This window comes from Arthrobacter sp. AOP36-A1-22 (assembly GCF_052377615.1).
Taxonomy (GTDB): domain Bacteria; phylum Actinomycetota; class Actinomycetes; order Actinomycetales; family Micrococcaceae; genus Arthrobacter_H.
This window is the reverse complement of the sequence record NZ_JBQSWX010000010.1, coordinates 51,254-74,526: the sequence shown is the minus strand read 5'-3', so window position 1 is coordinate 74,526 and position 23,273 is coordinate 51,254. Positions and strand designations below refer to the sequence as shown.

Annotated in this window: 16 protein-coding genes; 5 read left to right on the top strand and 11 right to left on the bottom strand. The window is 62.8% G+C overall.

Annotated features, from left to right (window positions below; genetic code table 11):
- The first annotated feature begins 3 nt into the window (after nt 1-3).
- Genes ACT3S2_RS08110 through ACT3S2_RS08095 form a run of 4 tightly spaced genes read left to right on the top strand, consistent with a single transcriptional unit; the run spans nt 4 to nt 2,563 of the window.
- Entirely contained in the window at nt 4-936 is a 933-nt protein-coding gene (locus tag ACT3S2_RS08110; RefSeq protein ID WP_086994176.1) for a 3-keto-5-aminohexanoate cleavage protein, read from the top strand.
- A gap of 2 nt (nt 937-938) precedes the next feature.
- Complete coding sequence (locus ACT3S2_RS08105; protein ID WP_444561512.1) at nt 939-1,742, top strand: CoA transferase subunit A; 804 nt, start codon at nt 939-941, stop codon at nt 1,740-1,742.
- Between the two features lie 4 nt (nt 1,743-1,746).
- Nucleotides 1,747-2,397, top strand: a complete 651-nt coding sequence (locus tag ACT3S2_RS08100; RefSeq protein ID WP_087000227.1) for a CoA transferase subunit B — start codon at nt 1,747-1,749, stop codon at nt 2,395-2,397.
- 34 nt (nt 2,398-2,431) lie between these two features.
- On the top strand, nt 2,432-2,563 hold the full coding sequence (locus ACT3S2_RS08095) for a hypothetical protein (protein ID WP_444554057.1): 132 nt from the start codon (nt 2,432-2,434) through the stop codon (nt 2,561-2,563).
- On the opposite strand, the gene ACT3S2_RS08090 is transcribed toward ACT3S2_RS08095, so the two are convergent.
- The 5 genes from ACT3S2_RS08090 to ACT3S2_RS08070 form a co-directional block, all read right to left on the bottom strand.
- Nucleotides 2,560-3,663 (bottom strand): AI-2E family transporter, encoded by a 1,104-nt coding sequence (locus tag ACT3S2_RS08090; protein WP_444554058.1) that lies wholly within the window; start codon nt 3,661-3,663, stop codon nt 2,560-2,562. The two genes, ACT3S2_RS08095 and ACT3S2_RS08090, sit on opposite strands and share 4 nt — an antisense overlap.
- 36 nt (nt 3,664-3,699) lie before the next feature.
- Complete coding sequence (locus ACT3S2_RS08085; RefSeq protein ID WP_444561511.1) at nt 3,700-5,427, bottom strand: long-chain-fatty-acid--CoA ligase; 1,728 nt, start codon at nt 5,425-5,427, stop codon at nt 3,700-3,702.
- A 76-nt stretch (nt 5,428-5,503) separates the two neighbouring features.
- Nucleotides 5,504-6,643: a GH25 family lysozyme gene (locus ACT3S2_RS08080; RefSeq protein WP_444561510.1), complete on the bottom strand. Its 1,140-nt coding sequence runs from the start codon at nt 6,641-6,643 to the stop codon at nt 5,504-5,506.
- 152 nt (nt 6,644-6,795) lie between these two features.
- Nucleotides 6,796-9,318 carry a DUF5129 domain-containing protein gene (locus ACT3S2_RS08075; RefSeq protein WP_444561509.1) on the bottom strand — a complete coding sequence of 841 codons (2,523 nt, stop codon included), beginning with the start codon at nt 9,316-9,318 and terminating at the stop codon, nt 6,796-6,798.
- Nucleotides 9,315-10,760, bottom strand: a complete 1,446-nt coding sequence (locus ACT3S2_RS08070; RefSeq protein ID WP_444554062.1) for a hypothetical protein — start codon at nt 10,758-10,760, stop codon at nt 9,315-9,317. Before ACT3S2_RS08070 ends, ACT3S2_RS08075 begins: the two co-directional genes overlap by 4 nt.
- 164 nt (nt 10,761-10,924) lie before the next feature.
- Between ACT3S2_RS08070 and ACT3S2_RS08065 the strand changes: the two genes are divergently transcribed.
- Nucleotides 10,925-11,806, top strand: a complete 882-nt coding sequence (locus ACT3S2_RS08065; RefSeq protein WP_444554063.1) for a GIY-YIG nuclease family protein — start codon at nt 10,925-10,927, stop codon at nt 11,804-11,806.
- Between the two features lie 347 nt (nt 11,807-12,153).
- On the opposite strand, the gene ACT3S2_RS08060 is transcribed toward ACT3S2_RS08065, so the two are convergent.
- From ACT3S2_RS08060 to ACT3S2_RS08035, 6 genes are all read right to left on the bottom strand, one after another.
- Nucleotides 12,154-13,326: an acyl-CoA dehydrogenase family protein gene (locus tag ACT3S2_RS08060; protein WP_444554064.1), complete on the bottom strand. Its 1,173-nt coding sequence runs from the start codon at nt 13,324-13,326 to the stop codon at nt 12,154-12,156.
- Between the two features lie 13 nt (nt 13,327-13,339).
- Nucleotides 13,340-14,599 carry a beta-ketoacyl-[acyl-carrier-protein] synthase family protein gene (locus tag ACT3S2_RS08055; RefSeq protein ID WP_444561508.1) on the bottom strand — a complete coding sequence of 420 codons (1,260 nt, stop codon included), beginning with the start codon at nt 14,597-14,599 and terminating at the stop codon, nt 13,340-13,342.
- Nucleotides 14,596-16,104, bottom strand: coding sequence for a class I adenylate-forming enzyme family protein (locus ACT3S2_RS08050; RefSeq protein ID WP_444554066.1), 1,509 nt, complete (start codon nt 16,102-16,104; stop codon nt 14,596-14,598). The genes ACT3S2_RS08055 and ACT3S2_RS08050 overlap by 4 nt, the downstream gene beginning before the upstream one ends.
- Before the next feature lie 282 nt (nt 16,105-16,386).
- Nucleotides 16,387-18,177: a GmrSD restriction endonuclease domain-containing protein gene (locus ACT3S2_RS08045; RefSeq protein ID WP_444554067.1), complete on the bottom strand. Its 1,791-nt coding sequence runs from the start codon at nt 18,175-18,177 to the stop codon at nt 16,387-16,389.
- A 9-nt stretch (nt 18,178-18,186) separates the two neighbouring features.
- Complete coding sequence (locus ACT3S2_RS08040) at nt 18,187-21,297, bottom strand: type III restriction-modification system endonuclease (protein WP_444554068.1); 3,111 nt, start codon at nt 21,295-21,297, stop codon at nt 18,187-18,189.
- A gap of 6 nt (nt 21,298-21,303) precedes the next feature.
- Entirely contained in the window at nt 21,304-23,271 is a 1,968-nt protein-coding gene (locus ACT3S2_RS08035) for a site-specific DNA-methyltransferase (RefSeq protein WP_444554069.1), read from the bottom strand.
- Nucleotides 23,272-23,273: the final 2 nt, after the last annotated feature.

The following is a 23,273-nucleotide window of genomic DNA, read 5'->3' as shown; positions in this document are numbered from 1 at the left end:
AACATGGCCTCCAAGAAAAAAGTCATCATCACCTCCGCCGTCACTGGCGCCATCCACACGCCGACCATGTCCCCACATCTGCCCGTTACACCAGACGAGATCGCAGACGCGGCGATCGGAGCCGCGCAAGCCGGCGCCGCGGTCGTCCACATGCACGCCCGGGATCCCAAGGATGGGCGCCCTTCCCAAGATCCGAAGCACTTTGAGCCAATTCTTGAAAAACTCAAGGCCAACACGGGCGCGATCATCAACATCACGACTGGTGGCTCCCCCCATATGACTGTCGAGGAGCGAATGCTCCCGGTTGCTACTTTCAAGCCAGAATTGGCATCACTGAACATGGGATCCATGAACTTCGGGCTCTACCCGATGCTGGACCGATACGCTGATTTCGACCACGAGTGGGAGCGTGAGTCTCTGGAGAAGTCCAGAGATCTTGTCTTCAAGAATACGTTTGCGGACATCGAGACAATCCTCGGCATCGGCAGCTCAAATGACACGCGCTTCGAGTTCGAGTGCTACGACATCTCTCACCTTAATAACCTGGCTCACTTCCATGGGCGAGGGCTGGCGCGTGGCCCCCTATTTGTCCAGTCGGTCTTCGGCTTGCTGGGAGGTATCGGGGCCCACCCCGAGGATCTCATGCACATGCGCCGCACCGCCGACAGGTTGCTCGGCGAGGACTACCAGTGGTCGATCCTTGGAGCTGGTAAAAATCAGATGCCATTGGCCACTATCGGGGCCGCCATGGGCTCACACGTCCGTGTCGGGTTGGAAGATTCCCTGTGGATCGGACCAGGCCAGCTGGCAGCGTCCAACGCCGAACAGGTTTCACGTATCCGAACCATTCTGGAAGCCCTGAATTTTGAGGTCGCGACACCAGATGAGGCCCGCGAAATACTCGATCTCAAAGGCGCAGACAAGGTGGGGTTCTAAGCATGACAATGGATAAAAGTGTCGATTCTGCGGCGGAAGCCGTAGCGGATATCGGGGATGGATCCTTGATATCTGTCGGCGGTTTCGGACTATCAGGGAACCCGATGGCATTGATCGAGGCCCTCTTGGAACAAGGCGCTACGGGCCTGTCGGTGGTCTCCAATAATTGCGGTGTCGATGGGTGGGGACTTGGTGTCCTGCTTGCTGCCGGCCGGATCCGGAAGATGACTTCTTCCTATGTGGGCGAGAACAAGGAATTTGCTCGCCAGTACCTCACCGGGGAACTCGAATTGGAGTTGACCCCGCAGGGGACGCTGGCTGAGAAGCTACGAGCCGGTGGATCAGGCATCGCTGCGTTCTACACCGCTGCCGGAGTCGGTACTCAGGTGGCCGAAGGGGGGTTGCCGCAGAAGTACGACGCCGATGGGAACATTCTCCAGGGTTCGGAGCCCAAGGAAGTGCGGAGCTTCGCCCCAGGCGGGGAGAAAAACGATTTCGTTTTGGAAGAGGCCATCGTCTCCGATTTCGCGTTGGTCCACGCGCTGAAGGGCGATAAGCACGGCAACTTGGTGTTCAACAAGGCGACCCGGCAGTTCGGCCCGCCGGCAGCGATGGCCGGGAAGGTGTGTATCGCTCAGGTTGAGGAGCTCGTGGAGCCCGGCGAGATCGACCCTGACCAGGTCCATCTGCCGGGGATCTATGTGCACCGCGTCCTGGAAGTCGGTCGGGACATCGAAAAGCCAGTGGAGAAGCGCACGGTGCGCCCAGCTGGTGAAGCCGCCGGTTCGGCGACGAAGGAAGGTTGAGACGATGGCACTGACACGTGAGCAGATGGCCGAGCGGGCCGCGCAGGAACTGGTCGACGGAGCCTATGTGAACCTGGGCATCGGGATGCCGACCCTGGTTCCGAACTACATCCCCGCCGGCAGGACACTGGTTCTGCAGTCGGAAAACGGCATCCTCGGTGTGGGCCCGTACCCCCCCGAAGAGGATGTGGATCCGGACCTGATCAATGCCGGGAAGGAAACCGTGACGGTCAATCCGGGAGCAAGTTTCTTCGATTCGGCCATGAGCTTCGGGATGATCCGTGGCGGGAAGATCGACGTGGCGATCCTCGGAGCGATGCAGGTTTCCACCAACGGGGATCTGGCGAACTGGATGATTCCGGGCAAGATGGTCAAGGGCCCCGGTGGTGGCATGGACCTGGTGCAGGGTGCCCGAGAGGTCATTATCCTGATGGACCATACGGCCAAGGACGGTTCGGCAAAGATCGTGAATGAATGTTCGCTGCCGCTGACCGGTAAGGCCGTGGTGAACCGGATCATTACCGACCTGGCGGTGATCGAGGTGACCGAGGACGGTCTGGTGCTCCTGGAGACCGCTCCCGGTGTGAGTGTCGAGGAAGTCAGGGCCGCGACCGAACCAGAACTGACCCTGGGTGGAGAACTCGCCAACGCCTAGTCCATGGCAACCGTCGTGCACACGGGCCCGGTCCTTGAAAGGCCGGGCCCGTTCTGTTCTGGCCAGCAAGGTCCTCTTCGGTGAACCGCTGAACTGGGTCATGACCTGCGGCATCATCCTGATCATCGGGGGTGTGCTCCTGGTCGAAACCGGGGCCGCAGCCTAGGAAGCTACCGATCGGCTCCCGTCGGCGCGGTCTGCCGGAACCCCGGCCCACACCTGCAGGGCGGCCCAGGCTGCTGCCGTGAACGGGACCGCGAGGATGGCCCCGAGAACCCCGGCGACCACGGCGCCGGTGGCCAGCGCGAGCAGGACCACCAGCGGGTGGATCTGGAGCGTGCGGCCCATCACCACCGGCTGCAGCAGGTTGCCTTCGAGCTGGTTCACCACGACCACCACCACCAGGACGATCACTGCCGCCACCGGGCCGACGCCTAAAAGTGCGACGACGGAGGCCAGGATCCCGGTGACCGTGGCACCCAGGATGGGGATGAAGGCCCCGATGAAAATCAGCACGATCAATGGCAGGGCCAGCGGCACCTGCAGGATCAGCAGGCAGGCCCCGATCAGGACGGCGTCCACTGCGGCGACGATGGCCGTCCCACGGACGTAGCCGCCCAAAACGGCGGTGATCCGTCGGCCGGCGATCCGCACCTTGGCAAGCTGCCGGCCGCGCAGCTTTCCGGTGGCAAAGGCCCACATCTTCCCGCCGTCCTTGAGGAAGAAGAACAGGATGACGGCCATCAGCACGAAGCCCGTCGCCATTTCCGAGACGAGCGCCGCGCCGGCCATGGCCTGGTCCTGTGTTGCATCGCTGCCCAACAGCTGCTGGAAGGATTGCTGGGCATGCTTCAGCGTCGCGTCGTTGACCGGCAACGGACTATTTTTCAGCGCGGTCCACAGGTCCTTGGTCCGGTCCCCCGCCTGGTCCGCCAGGGACCCCCATTCGGCACGGATCGTCGTGATGACGCCGAGCAGGATGGCCCCGAAGGCGATGAGCAAGGCAGCGAAGGCGGTGCCCGTGGCTGGCCCCGCCGACCAGCCGTGGTGGCGCAGCCAGATCACGAGCGGGTTGATGGCCGCCGCGAGGATCAGCGCCAGGAAGAGCGGCACGATCACGACGGTGATCTGCAGGAGCCCGAAGACGACGACGGCCACCAACACCAGAAGGTACAAAATGCTGCGGGCCCGCTCACCGGCACGACTCAAACTATGGGTCCACTGCAAGCGTTCGCGTCCGTCGAGTGCCTCGTCAGGTTCAGTCATCGTGTTCTCCCGTACTGGTCCAGGGTGGATGACGGATCAGAGTCCGGGCAGCACCTGTTCGCGGACCTGCTTGCGCAGGATCTTGCCCAGCATCGAACGCGGCAGGTCGTCGATGGCCACGACCCGCTTGGGGACCTTATAGCCGGCCAGATGTTCGCGGCAATGATCGCGCAATGCTGTTTCGTCCAAGGTGGCTCCGGGTTCAAGCTCGACGGCAGCGGCCACCATTTCCCCGCCGCGTTCCAGCGGCTTGCCGAAGGCCGCGGCATCCTTCACGTCGGCGTGCAGGCGCAGCACGGTCTCGACCTCGGTGGGTGAAACGTTGAAGCCGCCGGTGACAATCAGTTCCTTGGCCCGGTCCACCACGGTGGCAAAACCGTCGTCGTCCACGGTGACGATGTCCCCGGTCCGCAGCCAGCCGCCGGGCAGCAGGGTCTTGGCGGTTTCCTCGGGGTTGTTCCAGTATCCGGAAAAGACCTGCGGGCCCTTGATGAGCAGCTCCCCCGGTTCCCCGGCGGTGACCTCCACGGCCGGGTCCTTGGGGTCCACGACCTTCATCAGGGTCGAGGGGAAGGGCACCCCGATGGTGCCGTTGCGCCGGGTGGGATGGAACGGGTTGCCCAGGGCCACCGGCGAGGATTCGGTCATCCCGTAGCCTTCGACCAGCAGGCCCCCGGAGACCGATTCCCAGAGCTCGACGACGTGGTCGGGCAGGTTCATCGCCCCGGAGATGCAGTACTTGGCCGAGCGCAACGAGATACCGCGCTCCTTCGCGGCGATGGCGGTGCGCTCGTAGATCGGCGGGACCGCGCAGTAGACGGTCGCCGGGGACTTCTTCATCGCATCCAGGACCATATCGGGGTCGAACTTCGGGAACAGGACCAACAGGCCTTGCTTGCGGATCCCGTAGGTCAGGTACAGCGTCATACCGAAGGCGTGGAACATCGGCAGAATGGCGTAGAAGATCTCCTTGCCGTACTGCGCCCCTTCCATCCAGGCCTCGCCCTGCAGCGCGTTCGAATACAGGTTGAAGTGGGTCAGCATCGCCCCCTTGGGGCGTCCCGTGGTGCCGGAGGTGTATTGGATCGCCGCCAGGTCGTCCACGTCGGGGCGCGGGTGCAGCGGATCGAGCGTGCCGTGGGAGAGCAGCTTCTTCCAGCCGGTGGTGCCCGGGGCCTTGGCGGTGAGCGAATCGCGGGTGGCCTTCAGCTTGCCCACCGGCAGGGCCAGTGCGGCGCGTTTGAGCTTCGGGAAGGCCTCGAGCAGATTGACCGAGACGACGTGGTCGATCTCGATATCTGAGGGGAAGTCGGAGAGCGCCGCGGCGGCCTTGTCCCAGACGATGGCGATGCGCGCCTGGTGGTCCTCGAACTGGTGGCGTAGCTCGCGGGCGGTGTACAGCGGATTATGTTCGACCACGACGGCGCCCAGGCGCAGCACCGCGTAGAACGCGACGACATGCTGCGGGCAGTTCGGCAGCACCACGGCCACCCGGTCCCCCGCGCGGACCCCGAGGGTGCGCAGGCCTTCGGCGGCACGGTCGACCTGCTCACCGAGCTCGCGGTAGCTGGTGCGGCGGCCGAAGAACTCCAGCGCCGGGAGGCTGCCGGCCTCGGCCACCGAGTGCTCGAGCATGTCGACCAGCGATTCGGTCGGCAACTCGATCTCGGCCGGAACCCCCGGCTGGTAGTTCTTCACCCAGGGCTGCTGCGACGCTGGCAGGTCTGCAGATGACTGATCGGGGGCACCGGTGGCGTTATCCATGAGGCCCATCTTCCCGCGAAAGGACGACGACGGCGAATCCCGTGCCTCTCCGTGCCGGGATTCCCGCCGGCGGTGGTCAGCCCTTGCTCTTGGCGAAGGAGCGCAGTTGGGCCAGGGAACCGTTGAAGACGTTGCCGTCCACTCCCCTGTTCTTGCCGATGAAACCGGTATCCGTGGCGTACTGCCAGAGCCGGTAGTCGGTCCATCCGCCGGGCAGCGTACCGGGGGTGTCCTGGGCGGAGCCGGGGTAGCGGGCCACATGCAGATCCCAGTCCTTGAACCGGGAGGAGGAGTTGGTGCACTCGTTCCACCAGGAGCTGGCGGTGTAGATCATCGGCAGCCGGCCGGTCAGGTTCCTGACCTCCACCCCGAAGGCATGGATCCAGTCGGAGAGCTCCTTCGGACTCATCCCGTAGCAGGTGTCCCCCTTGCCCTTCGGGAAGGTCTGGGCGTCATAGGGGTTCCATTCGATGTCCAGCAGCGGCGGCATCGTCTTGCCATCGGCCGACCAGCCTCCGCCATGGGCCACGAAGTCCCGGGCCTGGGTTTTTGCGCTGGAGGCGGCGGGCATGGCGAAGTGGTAGGCCCCGCGGATCATCCCGGCGTCATAGGATCCGTTGTATTGCTGGGTGAAGTCGGGGTTGGTGTACAGCGAGGTCGCCCAGGATTGGGTGGCCTTCACGTAGGCGAAGCGTGCGCCCTTGCCGTAGGCGTAGGACCAGTCCACGGTGCCCTGGTGCGCCGAGACGTCCACGCCGGGCACGCCCGGCGGACGCCACCAGCCGTTGCCGGAGGTGTACGACGGCGAGACGGCCGAGTTCGGTGTTTTCGACTGGCCTGCCGGAAGCTCTGGGATCGACACGGCCTCCCCGCCCGCTGCTCGGCCCAGTTCGGCCAGTTCCTGAAGCGTGGGGACCCGGGGGTCCCCGGTTTCGGCGATGCGTTTCTGCCCCTGTCCCATCCGGGCGGGCAGCGCCTCCTCCCCCAGTGCGTCGGAGGCCTGCTCGGCCAGGGCCTTCCGTTCGGCGGCGGGAACCTGGCCGTCGGAGAGCGCGTCGGCGATCGCCTGTCCTGCGGGTCCCGGCTGTGCCGAGTCGGAAGGGACGGGGGCGGCCGGCGCTGCGGAGGCGACCGGGACCATGGCCGTGGTCAGGGCGAAGGCCGCGGCCAAGGGGATCGCGGCGAAGCGGAAGCTGCGTGCCGGTGACGGGGTCATGGTCGGTCCTCTCATCAATGCTGTTGAGTCGTATGGCTCGTCCCCGGGCAGTCTTCCAGACACGACGTAGGCCCACAAGGAAAAGTACGACTGTTCCAGCAATGTTTCCCGACTCCCGTCACGTACCAACCAGGACGTGTCACAGCAGGCCATCAGCCCCCGGTGACGCGGGTGGCCTCCAGCAGTGCCGCGGCGCGGCGGTGGACGTCGGCGTCACGTTTCCCCAGGGTGGCGACGAGTCGTTGCAGCCGGGTGACGCGGTCGAGGTAGTGCTGGGTGAGCCGGGCGGACAGCGGCAGCGCCGCCAGGTCGTCCGCTTCGCGCCAGGCCATGACCAGGGCCCGTTCGAAGAGCCGCTGGTCGGCCTCGGCACTGGTCGAGGCGGCCCCCGCCCCCAGCACGGCCACCGTATCGAGCCGGGAATCGTCCAACCCCAGGGCCAGTTGGTCCAGTTCGGCCCGGGCCCGGCGCAGACCGGCCCCACCCCGGCCGAACCGGCCGAGGCCGGCCGAGATGGTCCCACCGAACCGCACCACCTGGGCGGCCGTGAGCAGTCCCAATGTCAGGGTCACGGTCAGCAGCCAGAACAGCAGGGCCCCGCTGATGTTCTGGTCCGGGAAACCGTTGGATTGCAGGCCGCGGGCCAGGTCTTCGAGTCCGTGGGCGACGGTGACCTCGGCCGTCCCGGGTGAGGAGACGTAGAGGTGCGGCATGGTCCAGTTCGCCGCTCCCAGCCGGCGGCCGTCCCCCAGTGCCGTGGCCCCGGCGAGCTGGCCGGGCACGGCGACTCGGCCGTCGTCGAAGACCATGACGGGCATGATCACCTGGTCCCGCCGCAGTTCGCCGGTCTTCGGGTCCAGCAGACCGGGGAACTCGTCCTTCACCCGCCACAGGGCGTCGAGGTGGCGGCCAGGATCCACGTCGACCCCCAGGTCCGAGCTCTCGTCGGGGGTCGGCTGCAGGTATTGTTCGGCGTCGCGGACCGCCAGGGTGACGTCGATGGGTTGGGGGAACTTGTCCTCGAGGTAGCCGCGGATCCCGGCCTCGGTGATCCCCTCGGCCTGCCCGTCGATGGTCAGGCTGCGCAAATGGTCGGTCCCGGTCAGTTCCCAGCCGGGACGGCCCAGTACGGTCCCGGTGATCAGCCCCGCGGCCACGGCCGAGGCCACCAGGGCGGCGGCGGTCCCCCAGATCCACCGGCTCCGGGTGCTTCGGCCGGTGGCTTCCGGGCCCAGATCGTCGGGGTGGAGCCGCCGCAGACCGCGACGGCCCCGGCCGCGGTGGGGTCCGCGGGGTGTGCGGGCCGGGGCCAGGGAGTCGTAGGCCTCGACGTCGCCGAGCAGGGCACGGGCCACGGCGTTGGCCTCGTCCAGGACCGTGAGCGCCAACGACGCCTCCCCGGGCAGGCCCAGGCTCTCGCGCAGTTCGCTCAGGTCCTCGGTGTCCCGCCGGCGGGCCCTGACCTTCCCGTGCGGGTAGCGACGCAGCACGTCGGCGATATGCCGGGCGATCCCCTCCAGGCTGCGCTCCGTCTCCGCCCAGGCCTGGACCCCGGTGCCGGTCCTGCCGCGGCCAGAACGGGCCGAGGCCTGAAGCAGGGCCCGCAACCTACCGCGCAGATCGTCCATGGTCTTGGCCGAGAACACGTCGGCCGGGGCCGCTTCGAGGCGGATGATCAGTTCGCGGGCGGCGTCGTTGATCGGGGCGGTGATCCGGTCGAAGACCGCGCCGCGCCGGGACAGGTTTCCGTGCACGGCGCCGGCGGCGAGCAGGGCATCGGCCAGGGTGGTCAGCTCGCGGGAGGAGGCCTCGAAGAGATCGACCAGTCCCCCGGTATGCAGGGTCAGCGCGGTCTCCGGGTCGCGGACGGCGGTCATGACCCCTGGCTCGCTGCGGGCCAGCTCCAGGGTCGAATCCCGCAACGTCCGCCAGGCCACGGTGTACCCGTCGGGTCGACGTCGTTCCGGGGTCGTCCGGTAGGTGACCTCGAGTGCCTCCAGATCCAGGACCACCCGGGCGAGCCGGCGTTGGGCTGCGGTCAGCCTCCGGTATCGGCTCTCCCACTTCCGGCGCCGGCGCAGCGAGAAGGCCAGGGCGGTGCCGGTGAGCAGGATCCCCAGACCGGTGCCGGCCACCCAGAACACGGGGGTGCGGATGGGCCCTCCACCCAGTACATCGGCGGCGGTTTCGGCGGCGGCCACCACGGCCAACGGGCCATGCCCGAGCCCGAGGTTGTTCACATAGGTGCTGCCGATCGCATACCGGTCATCGGACTCCTCGGAGGAGCGCAGGGCGGCCCCGGTGAAGCGGCGTTCCCTGGTCGAATCCTCCAGGTTCTTCCACTGCGTGGAGAGGACGACGTCGGCGTCCAGGTCCGTCCTGCCGTGTTGCTGGTCGGCGCTGAGGTACTCGTCGGTGACCTTGAGGGTCAAGGGCTTCCACGAGCGGATGGGGTCGGGGTGGGCGGCCTCGATGCTGGACTGGCTGATGCCGTGGCCCGGGGTCCCCTCCACCTCGATGCGCACCTGGGCTCCCGGTTCGGCGGTGACCGCGTACCAGCCGAATCCGGCGAAGAGCAGCGTGACCACCCCCAGCACCAGGGCCAGCCAGGGGAAACCGAAGCGGGGGCGGGAGTCCCCGGCGCGCATCAGGCGGCCCGTCTCGGCGGCGCTCATGCCCGCCTCCCGGCGGCCGGCGTGCGGCCGGTCCCCGCCGACTCGAGCAGGTCAAGGGCCCGGGCGAGCTGGGCCAGGACGTCGTGGGGGTCGGACGGTTCCAGCTCCAGCTCCATTTCGGTGGCCGCGGCCTGGGCCGTGAGGCGCTCGGCGACGGCATCGAGCTCGATCCGCAGCCCCTCCAACCGGTCCAGCAGCTCGTAACCGGGTTTCCGGCGCCCTCGTTTGGCCGCCCGCCGGAGGTCCTTGCCGGCCTCGTCCAACGCGCGGGTGTGTTCGATCAACACGGCCACCGCGTCGGGGGCAGCGTCGAGCTTCCTGGCCCCGGGGACATCGAGCCCGTCGGCCACCTCCTGCAGCCGGTCCCGGTGAATCTGGAGCTGGCGGTGCCAGGCCTGCTTCGTCGCCCTCCCGGTGCCGAGCAGGACGTCCACCCCGGCCAGGGCACGTTGTTGGGTTTCCAGCCGGTGAAGGATCGCCGTCAAGGTCGCAGTGTCATCGGCGGCCGCGTCCTCGGCGGCCTGTTCCTCCCCCGCGGTCCGCTCCACCAGCTGGGTGGTCAGCCGGGCGACGGAGGCGGCGACCGGCCCGGGGCTTCCCCGGCGGGGAGGGGTATCGCCGCGCTGGCTCAACCCTCCGGCCACCTCGTGGATCCGTGCCCGCAGGGACACGGCTTCCTTCTCCCGCGCCTGCTGCGCCAGCGCGCGCCGATTGCGCCGGCTGCTGGCCACCAAAGCGCCGATGCCGGCCACGACCACGACCCCCACTCCCCCCAGCACCCAGGGCAAAGGATTGGAACGGGCGTTGATCCCGGTCCCGGCGGCAACGGCCAGTTCTGACAGGCCCTGGGTGTAGTCACCCGCGGCGAAGGCCGCCTTCCCGCTGCCGGCCATCGCTTCGAGGCTGGTGTCGTCGGCCAGTTCGATCTTGCGTCCGGGGTCGATGGACACGTCGACCGGGCCGCCGTCGTTCTCGGGCAGGATCACGCCGATGGCCAACCAGTCCTTGCCCACATACCCCTCGGATTTCCCGTTCTCCACCCAGTCATCGGCGAGGGCGTCCGACTGACCGAACATCAACGAGCCACGGACCAGTTGGGCGGCGCCCTTCATCTCGGTGGGCTGCTGGTCCACCGCCAACAGGATCCGGGTGTCCCCTTTGATCCCGGCGGATTCCACCGCATCGACGATCTCCCGGGCATCCACCCGGTCGGCGGCGGCCTCGACGACGGCCAGGAACAGGTGCTCGGATTCGGCGTCCCGCCCGGGAATCCGGATCTTGCCTTCATCTTCATCGGGCTTATCGGGGGTCTGTACCGTGGGGCCTGCGGGATCCGGCGCCTCGCTGGCTACGGCGGGGCCCGCCAGCGCGCCGACCATCACGAGTCCGGCGAGCGCCGCGCACACCACAGACAGTGGACGACGGCGGTACGAGGTACTCATGGGGACTCCGGTCCGGTGCGAACGGGCAAAAATCTCTTCCCACTGTAGCCCGGGGCCGGGATACGAGTCTCGGCTCCCGGCGCTCACCCGACATCCAACGCCTAGAGGCACAGTATGAAAGCCTGTCGGAAGCCAAGTTCCCAATTCAGGACGGCTCCGGAGCCGTGACCCAATTCAAGGTAAGGCATGCAAAGTTGAACACAAATTTCCACACCGACATCACGGGCAACCTCACGTTGGGACAGCTTTACCAAGCCACCGGCCTGCAGCCCGAAGACATTCTCGTTGTCCGGCACACCCTGACCCCAAATGGATTGACAAACGAAACGGATGCGACTGGCCCACGTCTGCTCGCGTATGCCCGTGAACAAAGCCTCGGCAACAAAATCGGCAAGACTCCGCCATCGATTTGGCTGAACTTCCTGGCAACCAGTGGACGCCGAGCACGCTTCCTCACCGCCTATGAGAATCACGGCGAACTTCCAGAGGAACGCACCACCAGGCGACGGTACTTTGACCTACGAGAATCTCCCACACTCTCTGCCCTTAGAAACCGTCTCGTCATTGAGTGGACGGCGGATCCCGTCAATTGGGCCAAGACGGGCAACAAGACACTCGCTATGAAAATCGTTGAAATCGCCGACCCCCATGTGGAACCTTTCCCTGGCTTCGACTCTCTTGTGGTGGACTACAACCAGCTACAGCTGGTCGTCCACGACGATCGCTACCACCAGTGGAGGACGGCTCTCAGTGCGGTCCAGGGCATCTACCTGATCGCCGACCGAAAGACCGGTCAGCTATATGTGGGGAAGGCAGACGGCACCGAGCGATTCCTTGGGCGCTGGAGTTCCTACGCCAAAACAGGGCACGGGGGCAACGCTGCGCTGAGGGAACTGGACGGAATCGATGTAACTCATCGCCAACACTTCCAGTTCAGCATTCTGCAAGTGTTCGACCCCAGCACCCCAACTTCAAAAATTGACGCAGCGGAATCACATTTCAAGAAGGCGTTACTCACTAGAGACCACGGGCTCAACCGCAACTAGCTGCAGGTGGACCTGGCCAGCCCCGAATCGGCCAAGCCTGTCTTTGGTACTTTTCACCTGCTGGAACGAGAAGCCCGCTCTTCAGGGCACTTGGGACCATCGGCGATTTCCCCCGCCCATTCAGGAGATCACCGGCTCGGCCAGACTGCCATCGGCGCATCAGCCCCCTGCCTTTGGGCGGCAGGTAGACGCTCGCGAACACCGTACCTTCGGCACCCATGGCAAGGTGAAATCCCGGCGGGATTCGGAGACAACGCCGAGTCCACGACCATCTCCGCGTATGCCCACGGCCAGACAATGGGCAGCACAGCCGTCCGCTGGCGAGCGTAGCTAAGTTGCTCGTTCAGTCAGTCGTCGAGCAACGCTGCCGCGTACATCGGCCGCGCTGCGTCGGTGGTCGGCGGGTGAAAGAGCCCCGCGCTGGCATCGCGGAACAAACGGTTGATTTCGCTTCCGTTGTTGAACCCGCTGCCGCTGGCACACATCAGCGCAGCTTCGGCGGCGTGCCGGGCGACGGTCGATGCGTTGATGCGGGAACTGACCAATCGCAATGGCCAGCCCGCCCCGTGGTCGACGAGCTCGTCGAAGTCGCGGCTATAGGAATCCAACTGGGCCGGGACCGCCATGTACTCCATATGGGCATCAGCCAGCCGGGTCCTGAATTCCGGGACCTCGGCGTAGGTCGTTCCGGTCTTCGCCGACTTCCTGCGTTTGAGCCCCTGCGCCCCCAACTCGAGAGCACGGTGGGCGACCCCGGCATAGACCGAGCCGATGAGCAGTTGGAAGTTGCTGGTGATCGCGAAGACCAGCAGGTCGGGGTGACGACCGGTCGGGATTCTGCGGACGACCCGCTCGGGCGCCATCCGGACCTTCTCCAAGGAGGTGGCCCGGCTCTGTGAGGCGCGCATACCCAGCACGTCCCACTGGTCCGAGGCCGTGATGCCTTCGGTATCCCGCTCAATGAACCCATAGACCAGGGTCGGGTTCTCGGCGTCGGTGCTGTCCAGCCCGTGGGTGATCAGTCGCGTCCATACCGGGGACAGTGAGGTGAAGATCTTCACCCCGGTCAGCAGATAACCGCCGTCGTCCTGGGGTTCGGCGGTGGTGTTCGAGCCCTGGAGCACCCAGTCGTTGGCCGGTTCGCTGATCCCGAAGGCGAAGATCTCCCCATTCATGGATTCGCCGAACACATGGTCCAGCGACCGGTCACCGCGTTCGAACAGGGCCCGGGCAACGCCAGTGCACATGAGGTGCATGTTGATCGCCAACGCCGTCGCGGGTGCCGCTGTGGCCAGGCGCTGCTGCAGGCGGGACACCTGGTTCAGGCTCAGACCCGGGCCGCCGAATTCCTCGGGCACGAAGACGGTGAGGTAGTGCTGCTCGATCAGCTCTGACAGGTCCTCGTGGAAGAAAGTGTTCTCCCGGTCGTAACGGTCGGCACGTTCGCGGAAGCGCTCCAACAAATCCTCGGGCAGGTACTGCTCTGCCAACTCTGCATGGCGGATCTCTCGGTCTGGCATAGGTGCTCCCTCGTTATTCATTCCCACGGGTGATTAAGACCGCGCCGTTATGTCCGCCGAATCCGAAGGAGTTCGACAGCACGGCGGTGACCTGCTGGCGTCGGGCCTCGCCGGCCACGATATCCCAGCCTTCGAATTCGGGATCCTGGAGGTTGATCGTCGGCGGCAAGATCCCGTTGCGGATCGCTTGGACGGCGATGACCGCTTCGACGACTCCCGAGGCGCCGAGCAGATGGCCCATGCTCGACTTGGTGGCGCTGATCGGAATGGTCCGGGCCCGGTCACCGAGTGCGGCCTCCAGGGCGTTCAGTTCGGCGGCGTCACCGGCAGGGGTCCCCGTGCCATGCGCGTTGATGTGGTCGACCGTCTCCGCGGTGACACCCGCATCGGCCAGGCAGTCGCGGACGGCCTGCGCCGCTCCGCGTCCTTCCGGATGTGGTGCGGTGGCGTGATAGGCGTCGCTGGCGGCACCGAATCCTGCCAGTTCCGCCAGCGCAGTGGCTCCCCGGGCGCGGGCACTCTCCTCGGATTCGAGCAGAATGGCCGCAGAGCCGGCCGACATCACGAAGCCGGACCGCGCCCGGTCAAACGGTCTGGAGGCGGCGGTCGGGTCATCTTCATAGCCTGCGGCGAGTGCCCGCATATTCGCGTTCGAGGCCAGGTTCACCGCATTCAGGCAGTCCTCCATCCCAACCACCAGGACCGCGTCGGCGTACCCGTGGCGGATCCGGCGCAGGCCCTCCCCGAGGGCGATTGCCCCGCTGGCGCAGGTCGCTGATACCCCCTGCGCGGGGCCGAACGCCTGGTACCGCTGGCTGAGGATGGCTGCAGCAGCATCCGGAGCACCGTGGATCGCCAACGTCAACGGCACGGACCGTGGGCCTTTCTGGTCCAGAATGCGGGTCGCCTGTTGCATGGCATCGACCGGTCCGGAGCCGGTGGCGGCCATGATCGCGAAGCGTTGCGGGTTCCACGGCATCTCCGCCGCTTCCGGGGTCCAGCCGGCCTGTTCCATGGCCTGGTCGCCGGCGGCTATGGCCCAGTGTTGGCTGGGGCTGAGCCGGCGGGCCAGGCTGGGCTTCAGGACGGTGGTGGCGTCGAAACCTTTCACGTCGCCGCCGATGCGGACGGCAAGGTTCTCGAACTCGTGACCGTCAAGGGTGGTGATGGCGCTGCGGCCATGGACGACGTTGCCCCACAGGGTCGGAACATCCACACCGCTCGGGGTGATCGCCCCCAGCCCCGTGATCATGACGCGACGACGCTCGTTCATAAGCGCACGGCCTCTCCGTGGGCAACCAAATCGGCGACGGCAGGGCGGCGAATCTTGCCACCGACGGTGCGCGGCAGCTGCTCCATCCTGTACCAGCGGCGCGGGACGAACTGCGGGGCCAGCTCCCGACGGGCCTGGGCCAGCAGCTCGCTCTTCTCCGGCACCTCCCCTTCGATGACGAGTGCGACGACGGTGCCGAGCCGCTCGTGGGCGAGCGCTACTGCGCAGACCGCTCCCAGCTGCGGCATGCCGTCAAAGGCACGCTCGACACCGGGCAAGGAGACCTTATGCCCACCGGTGACGGCCACGTCTCCGGCGCGGCCCTCCAGCACCAGCGCACCGTCGATCAGTCGTCCCTGATCGTTCACCGTGGCCCAGCCGTCGGCTCCTTGCAGCACTGCGTCCGTTGTTCCCGGGAGGTACCCGTCGGAGCATGAGGCGGCGTGGACCCACAGGGTGCCGGGTTCGCCGTCGGACACTTCAGCTCCTTGGTCGTCACGGATGCTCACGCGGATGCCGTCGTAGACGCTGATGCGGGTGCCGTCACCGCCCCGGCTGTCGCCGATGAACCCGATTTCCGCCGCCCCGTAGTAGCTGATGAGCCGCACATCGGGTAGGACGTCGGCCAGCCCGGTGCGCAAGATCGCGGGGAGGTTCGCGCCGCCGGTGACCACCAGTTCGAGCGTCGCCAGGGATTCCGGGTTACGGCGGGCAGCATCCACCAGTGTTTGGACGATCGCGGGCACGGCCACCACGCGGGTGATCTTCTCGTCGTGGATACGCCGGCCCAATGCCGCTGGGTCGAAGGCGTCCGCGACATGGACGCTACCGCCGGAGGCGAGGCATTCAATGAGTGCGTAGAGGGTGAGGCTGTAGGACACCGGACCGGGGGCAAGGGTGGCGACGCCGGCGTACGGCTCCAGGTAGGCGCTGGAGACGGCGAAGTTCTCGCGGTATTGGTGCCGGGTCTTCAGGAAAGCCTTGGGGTTGCTCGTCGTTCCCGAGGAGAACAACAGGAGGAACGGCTCGTCACCATCCCGCACTGCTGGTTCCGCTGCCGGGGCGACGGACGTTTCCTTCTGCCTGAACTCTGCGAGCGTGATGATGGTGCCCGCCCAGCCACGCGCGACGAGACCGTCTGCCAGGTCGGTCGAGTCACTGATGACCACGCCGATTCCCGTGGAGAGGATGACACTGATCTGGTGATCCAGCGGCCACTGCGGGTCCACGGTCGCCGACACGGCACGGAACCCGGCGAGTCCCGCGATAATGCGCGAGGTGTGGAAGGCCGAGGAGATACTCACTGCCGTGATCGGGATGCCGGCGGTTTCGGCAGCCGCTTCTGGTGGAGTGGCTTGGGCGCCGTGCAGGGAATCAACGACGGCGAACATCTGCCGCGAATCGTCAACGAGCTGCGCGTACGTCAGGCGGCCGTCGTCCCCGCCGATCGCCGGCTGGTCGGGATGGTGTTCGGCCGTGTCGAGCACGGTCCGTGTAATCGGCACCCGCAGCCTCCCTTTGGTTCGACGCAATCCGGCTGGTTTATGTTTTTCAGCCAGACCCGACTCTAGTGACTCTTCCCGGAATGAGGGGAACTGGCCCCCAGCAGTTGGACTGCCTCCGAGCCGGTACCCGACAGCGGCGGCCAAAGAACCGTAGCGTGCCTTCCTCTGATTGCTTCACCATTCTGCGAGCACGCCTGGCTGAATCGACGAGTTTAACTAGACATTCGAACTCTTCGGGAGGTGGCACCCAAACTACTATGGCTGTTCCTCTTCAAGTACTCCTTAGAGCCCTTCGAAGTATGTCCGGACCACTCCGGCCATGAGTTTCCTGCGTTCCACGAGGAACTCCGGATACATACCCGCTGACACGTTCGCCAAGTTCGGCGGGATCGCGTTCTCGGCAAGATTACGTTCAAGCTCCCCCGAATCCGTGATCTCACCAAGCACGAGTGCCCCCGATTCAATCTGGGCAGCAATATCGGCCATATACACGCTGGGAGGCTTATTGCTGATACTGATATTGATCGAGGTCTCCGTCAACGCGAAGTTCGCTACCTGGTTATAGTCAGACCGGTCTGCGAAGCCATTCTTCTGCAAGAAGTCCTTGGGAACCACGTGGTGTATGTCGCCGGACTGCTGGTGCATGGCAGCGACCGTAATGCTCTTGGAAAGGAACCCACGCGCACCCCCTGCCACCTGTGCTGCGAGGAACGTCTGGAAAAAGGGGCTCGCCGTGCTCGTGGTTTCCAAGGAGTTCGGCAGGGAGACCTCCCAGAAACCATCCGTTAGTTCTGACTCTTCGATCTGTTTGAGATAGGCGGCAGCTCCCTGCGTGTTGATTCGCCGGATATCTTGTTCCCAGGTTGATTCGAAACTGCCCGAGTGTCGCGCGGTGAGCATCGACATCACGAACCAGCGTCTAACGATGCGCTTGCGCTCTCCCTCGGAGAGGGTTGCATCGGCCCGTAGTCGCAAATACAGGGCGTAGGCGAAGTTCAGGGCATTCTTTGAACCAATCATGCCCGGGGCAATGAAACCCGCTGATTTGATGATCATGATGAAGTTTTCAAAATGGTATTTTTTTACGATCTGGAGCAGCGCGGATTCAAGTTTGTCGTAGGCAACCGGGATGCGACTCTCGTCGATCTTTCGTGTTTCCGGGTCCCTGCCGGAGATTTCACCCACGATCGACGAGGCCTTGCCGCGGCTGAAACCCACCAACCCAGCGACGCGAATGATGTCTCCATAGGTCGGATCATAGAGGTCACCGGTATCGTCTTTCAGCCATGAAATCGACGAGAGGTACGTAGTTGCGGCGAAATCGGTGTCGTTGTCCTGAATATCCGAATACGCATGAGGTGCAACCGCGAGCTGGCAGAAGTAATCAATGAGTTTGCGGATATTGCGGCCGCGCTCCCCAAAGGTGGCGATCTTGCTCATCGCAAAATCTGCGCTACTCAGCGGGACACCCTTCGAATTGATCCGGATGAAGATCTCCGCAACCGTCTCGACATCCAGATCGTCATTGAGCGAGATAATACCGATTTGAGCGTTCTTCACTGCCTCGAGTCGACCAATATTGGTTTCAACCACCTGGGGATCGACCTCAGGATTGGCCTCGAAGTAGGCCTTCACGAAGCCATAGGTGGAAGTGGCGTTGAATAGCTCGCTAATGTCGGGAATCCACTCGGGATTCTTCCCGATCACCGGAGTCCACGTTGCAAACAGCTCCAATACCGGATTGAACGCGATCTTGATCCGAACAGATTGATACCGCTTATTGACGACCTTCAACCCGGCGACCGCCGCACGAAGGGCAGCAATACGTTGCTGCCCGTCAATAAGGATCTGTTGGTGGGCCGCGATCTGCGCGTCCTTGAGATAAGCGCCCACCGACTGCCAAGTGATCAGATAACCGACCGGATACCCCTTATAGAGGGAATCCATAAGATCCCGAACCTTGACACTGTCCCAAACAAACGGCCGCTGCAGCTCAGGAATGGCGATCTGCTCACGCCGAACATCCTCCAACAACTGCGTGACCGCCGACTGCGTGACTTTGTACTTCGCCATCACTCTCCCCTAACCGGCCACGAGTTGCATCAACTCGGTGTAATCAGTGACAACCCCGTAAGTCACGTTCTGGCCATTGGCCTCACTCACGGATTCGAAGAATTTACGGGCACATTCAATCTTCGCCTCCTCAACTCCTTTGAGTTGCAGGGTCGATAGGGAGCCCTTGGTCTCGGCGACGAAATAGACATGCTTCACGCTGCCCTCGGTGAAGGCAATCGCCCAGTCCGGGTTGTAGTCTCCCACCGGTGTCGGGATGAAGAACCCCCGAGGGAGCTTCGCATAAACCGCGACTTCCTTACTCGTCTCCAACTCGGCAACAAACGCCTTCTCGACCTTCGAATCAGTAACCACATAGTCATAAACATGTTTAGCCAACTTTTCCTGGCCTGCGATGAGTTCCTGTCTCGTCTGGTTCTCCGCGAAGATCGCCGTCTCGTACCGGTCCTCCAAGGAGTCGTAACTGAGGTGCTCGACGATGACCGTCGCCTTCTGTTCATTGACCAGCCGCGAAACCTCGGTAATGAACTGCTCCGGATTGATACGGAACTTCCCGAACGTGCTCGGCCCGATACCGCGCAGAATCGCCGCGACCGTACGCCGAGTCAACTGGGTCTTCTCCGTAATCTCACCCAGCAAGTCGTACTGCACCTGAGAGCCGGCGCTAATCTTCTCGGTTTCCGTCTTCGTGCTCGTAGCAGTAAACCCCTCGCCGGAGCTCAAGTCCTCGGCATCTAACGAGTCACGTTGCTGCCCTGCCTGGACGACATACTGCATCGCTGCGACATTCAGATGCTTATCCAGCGCCTTGACGCACTTACCGATCAGCTCATCCGAATCGAACTCAACCTGGTACACCGCCTTGTGGTTGATCCTCCCCCACAACTCCTGGAACTCCTTCCGCCCCAGGTTGGCATTGGGTTCAAGCTTCTTGAGCTTACGGGCATCCACTGGCTTGGGCAGATCAATGTATAGCTCGTCGACCAAAGGCCACACGAAATCAATGATCGGCAGCAGCACGTCGGACGTCGGCACAGCAAACGTCCCCGACTTCTTGACCTCCTTATAGGCCTCCGAGACGGTGTCGTCGTCGTTGAGGTAGTCATTCTTGATCAGGTACTTATAAAGCGCCAGCGCCTCCGCATCCCCAAGAGAGGATTCGCCTTCATTCGTGACGATGGTCTTACCGGTGAAGAACTTGGCGCTCGCCTTACGCGGACGGGCAGCCAGAGACTCGGAGAGCTCCTTCTGCAGGCCCGTCACAAAATCCGTATACGCCTCGTCAGTGACAACAGTCAGCTCATTGACCTGATGCACCGTAACCGGGTTATCCATCCGGTCCCCCTGCTGATCAACCGCCAACCGCAGGCCACGCCCGATCTCCTGTCGCCGAGAAACAGTGTTGTCGCTCTTCTTCAGCATCCCCATCACGAACACGTTCGGGTTATCCCACCCCTCCCGCAAGGCCGAGTGGGAGAAGATGAACCGCACCGGTTCAGCGAAGGAGAGCAGACGTTCCTTATCCTTGAGGATCAGATCGTAGGCATCCGTATCAGTAGATTGCCCCTTATCGTCGCCACGGCCGCTGATCTTGCCGTCGACTTGTCGTTTGCTCTTCTTATCGATCGAGAAATAACCCTCATGCACCGCACCCACCACGTCGCGACGCAGATACTGCTGATACGCCTCATCCAGCGGCAACTCAGCAAGAGCCTCATCCCGGATGGCCGTGTATTCCTCCTCGAACACACGGGCATACTCGCCAAGGTGGTCGTCACGCTCATAGTCGCGGTACTTGGCCACCTCATCAATGAAGAACAGAGAGAGTACCTTCACACCCTGGCTGAACAGTTCACGTTCCTTCTCCAGATGCGCCCGGACCACCTCACGGATCTGGATCCGACGCTTCGTCTCCTCCGTGACATCACCAGCAGCCAACTGACCTGCAGTGACAACGTCCCCACTACTGAGTTCGATCACGTCGCGGGTCGCGTCGATATCGGTGATAAACAGGCCGTTATAGGCTTCAATGCCATTGGAGACATCATGCAAATTCGCCCCCACATCCAAGCGCTTGACCTGGCGCTTGATCGCCCCGGCCTTGGTCTGGACCTCAATCTCGACCCGGGCATGTGGCTTCGCACCTTTCGCGATCTCGATCGCATCCAAATAAAGGTACGCGCTCGACCCGGCAAGGCCCTTGACCGTGATACCCCGCACCGCGATCTTCTTCACCAGCTTCTGGTTATACGCATCCAAAGCATCCAACCGGTGCACTTTCGTGTATTCATGATGGGGTTTATGGGTCGCCGAGTAACGCAGGACCATCAACGCATTGAACTCAGCCAAAGATTTGATCGAGGTCGAGGCATTCTTCGGTTTCCCGGATTTAGTATCGAATTCCACCCCGAAACGCTGCGGCTCATCAATGATCACGATCGGCCGGTTCGCCTTGATCACATCAATAGGACGGCGGGACTGGAAATCATCGAGCACATCATAAATCCGCCGCTGATCCTTACCCGTAGCGTTGAACGCCTGGATGTTGATGATCATCACCTGCACCCCGGCATCGGAACTGAACCGCTCCAACTCATGCAACTGGGAAGAGTTATAGACAAACGAACGAGGTTTCGTCCCATAAAACTGTTGGAAATGCTCAGCCGTGACATCGAACGATTTCTTCACGCCCTCACGGATCGCAACCGAGGGAACAACAATGATGTATTTCGACCACCCGTACCGCTTATATAGCTCCATGATCGTCTTGATATAGACGTACGTCTTACCCGTACCAGTCTCCATCTCAACCGTCAGACTCGGCGCTCCCGGGGCAGCCTTACTCTGGACCAGTTCCGTTGACAAAGGCAGATTCCGAGAACCCTGCACCTTACGGACGTTCTCCAATAACTGCGTACTGGACAGCGCAATATCGGCGTTGCGCAACCCCGAGTCCGACACAGGATTCATCTCGAACAACCCCGGGTTGGAAACCGGCTTCACCTTCCCCGGATCAACCCGGTAAGAAATACCGTCGTGTTTGGGCTGACCGGCGAAGTTCGCCACCACCGCATCCACAGCATCGGTCTGGTAGCCCTGGACCTTGAACTGAAGCTTCATCTAGATTCAGACCGCCTTCACATCAGTCACCGGCGAGACCTCACGGAAAACCTGCTCCGCATTGATCCGAGCAGCATCAGAATCAAACCCAGAATCACGGAACACAGCCCGCAACGGCTCCCGCTTGGCAATCTCTCTCACAAGCTCCGGGCTGACGTGGTCATCAAAGCACGCAATCAGCGCATCATCTTCAACGACGAATACCTCGTAACCGTCGATCTGCTCAACGGCAATAGGCATCGACAGTTCCAAACCCCAGTCCAACAACACCTGGAACAACAAATCCTCACCTGAACGATCAGGCTTCACACTGCCCTCAAGCTCCTCAAGAGCCAACTGATCAGTGGCATCCGGCGAACGAAGGACGTCGATCATGTTGGTGGTATCAATGCGAAGAGCACGGAACCCCCCATCCATATCTTTCGCACTAATCTCAGCCGCGCTAGCCACGGATTGTGCCGAACGCTGAATCCGTTCCCGTGCTATTGCGGCAATCGATGTATACCCTTGTTTTTCTGCTTCGGTTCTCGGAGCTGGACACTCATCAAGTTGCACCATAATGAATCGCCTACTGCCCCCGTCAGTAGCGTTCTGCGCCATGACCGCTTGGGCTGTAGTACCGGAACCCGCAAAAAAATCCATAATGATGTCATCACCATTAGTTACCATGTTGACCAAAGTCTGGATGACAGTTTCATCCTTCGGGAAGTCAAAGACAGGTCCGTCCATGAGACTGCGAAGTCGCTTCGATGCTGCTCGACCATCTTGATAAAACACACTGTAAGGAACTTCAAACTCTGTGTCTTGGAGGTAGCGCTTAAACGTTGGAACTGAATCCTCTGTGCTTCCAAAGAACACACGGCCCATTCTGATGTGCTCGTGCATCACCGGTTCTTGGAACAACCATCCGCGTGCTGGGATCTTTACTGGGTTCCCAGTCTCGGGGTGCAACACTTCATATTTTGGCCCGCCTCCACCAGGCCAGGAAATATCGCCTGGAAAATACACACCCCGCTGGTCAATCCGCGAATAATGTTTGTTCCGCCTGGCCTCATGGGAAACGGGAAGCGACTTGAACCACTCTCGGAGCGACGTTGACGCGGCGCTATAGTCCTCACCGTGCGCACGGACTAGCTTGGCGGCCTCCGAGTATATTTCGGTCAGCCCCTTCTTTCGGACTTTCCAAGTGACACCGCGCTCTTTAAGGACGCTGAGATTCCGCGCGTAGCAAAGAATGTACTCGTGCGAAGAGGAAATGTATTTTGAGTCATTCTTCCTTCCAGCGGCCCAAACCATCGTTCCAACAAAGTTGGTATCGCCAAACATTTCTGATGTGACACGCTGGAGACTTCCGAGCTCCGAATCATCGATTGAGATGAAGACGACTCCGTCTTCGGTGAGCAAATTCCGCGCCAATTTCAGTCGTGGCAGCATCATGCTCAACCAGTCGGAATGAAAGCGTCCATTCGACTCCGGATTCGCCGATAACTTGGCCCCGCTGTCGTCTGTCTGTCCCGACCTCGACAGGTACTCCTCCGCGCTTTCTGCGAAGTCGTCGTTATACACGAAATCATTACCCGTGTTGTATGGCGGATCAATATAAATCAGCTTGACCTTGCCCAGGTAAGACTCCTGAAGCAACTTCAACGCATCTAGGTTATCGCCTTCGATGAAGAGGTTTTTCGTGTTCTCAAAGTCCACCGATTCCTCACGCACCGGACGCAACGTCTTAGCAATCGGCGCGTTCGCAGCGAACGAAGCTGCACGCTTACCCGGCCAATCCAACTGGTAACGCTCCTGAGGCCCATCAACCACATGATCCGAAAGTTCCTGACGCAGCAAGTCGAAATCGATGGACTTCGTCGGATTACCCTCATCATCGAGAGTCTCGGTCACAACGCTAGGGAACAGTTCGGCAATCTTGCCAATATTCTTATCGGTCAAGTCGGGCGAGGTCATACGCAATTTCTCCACGG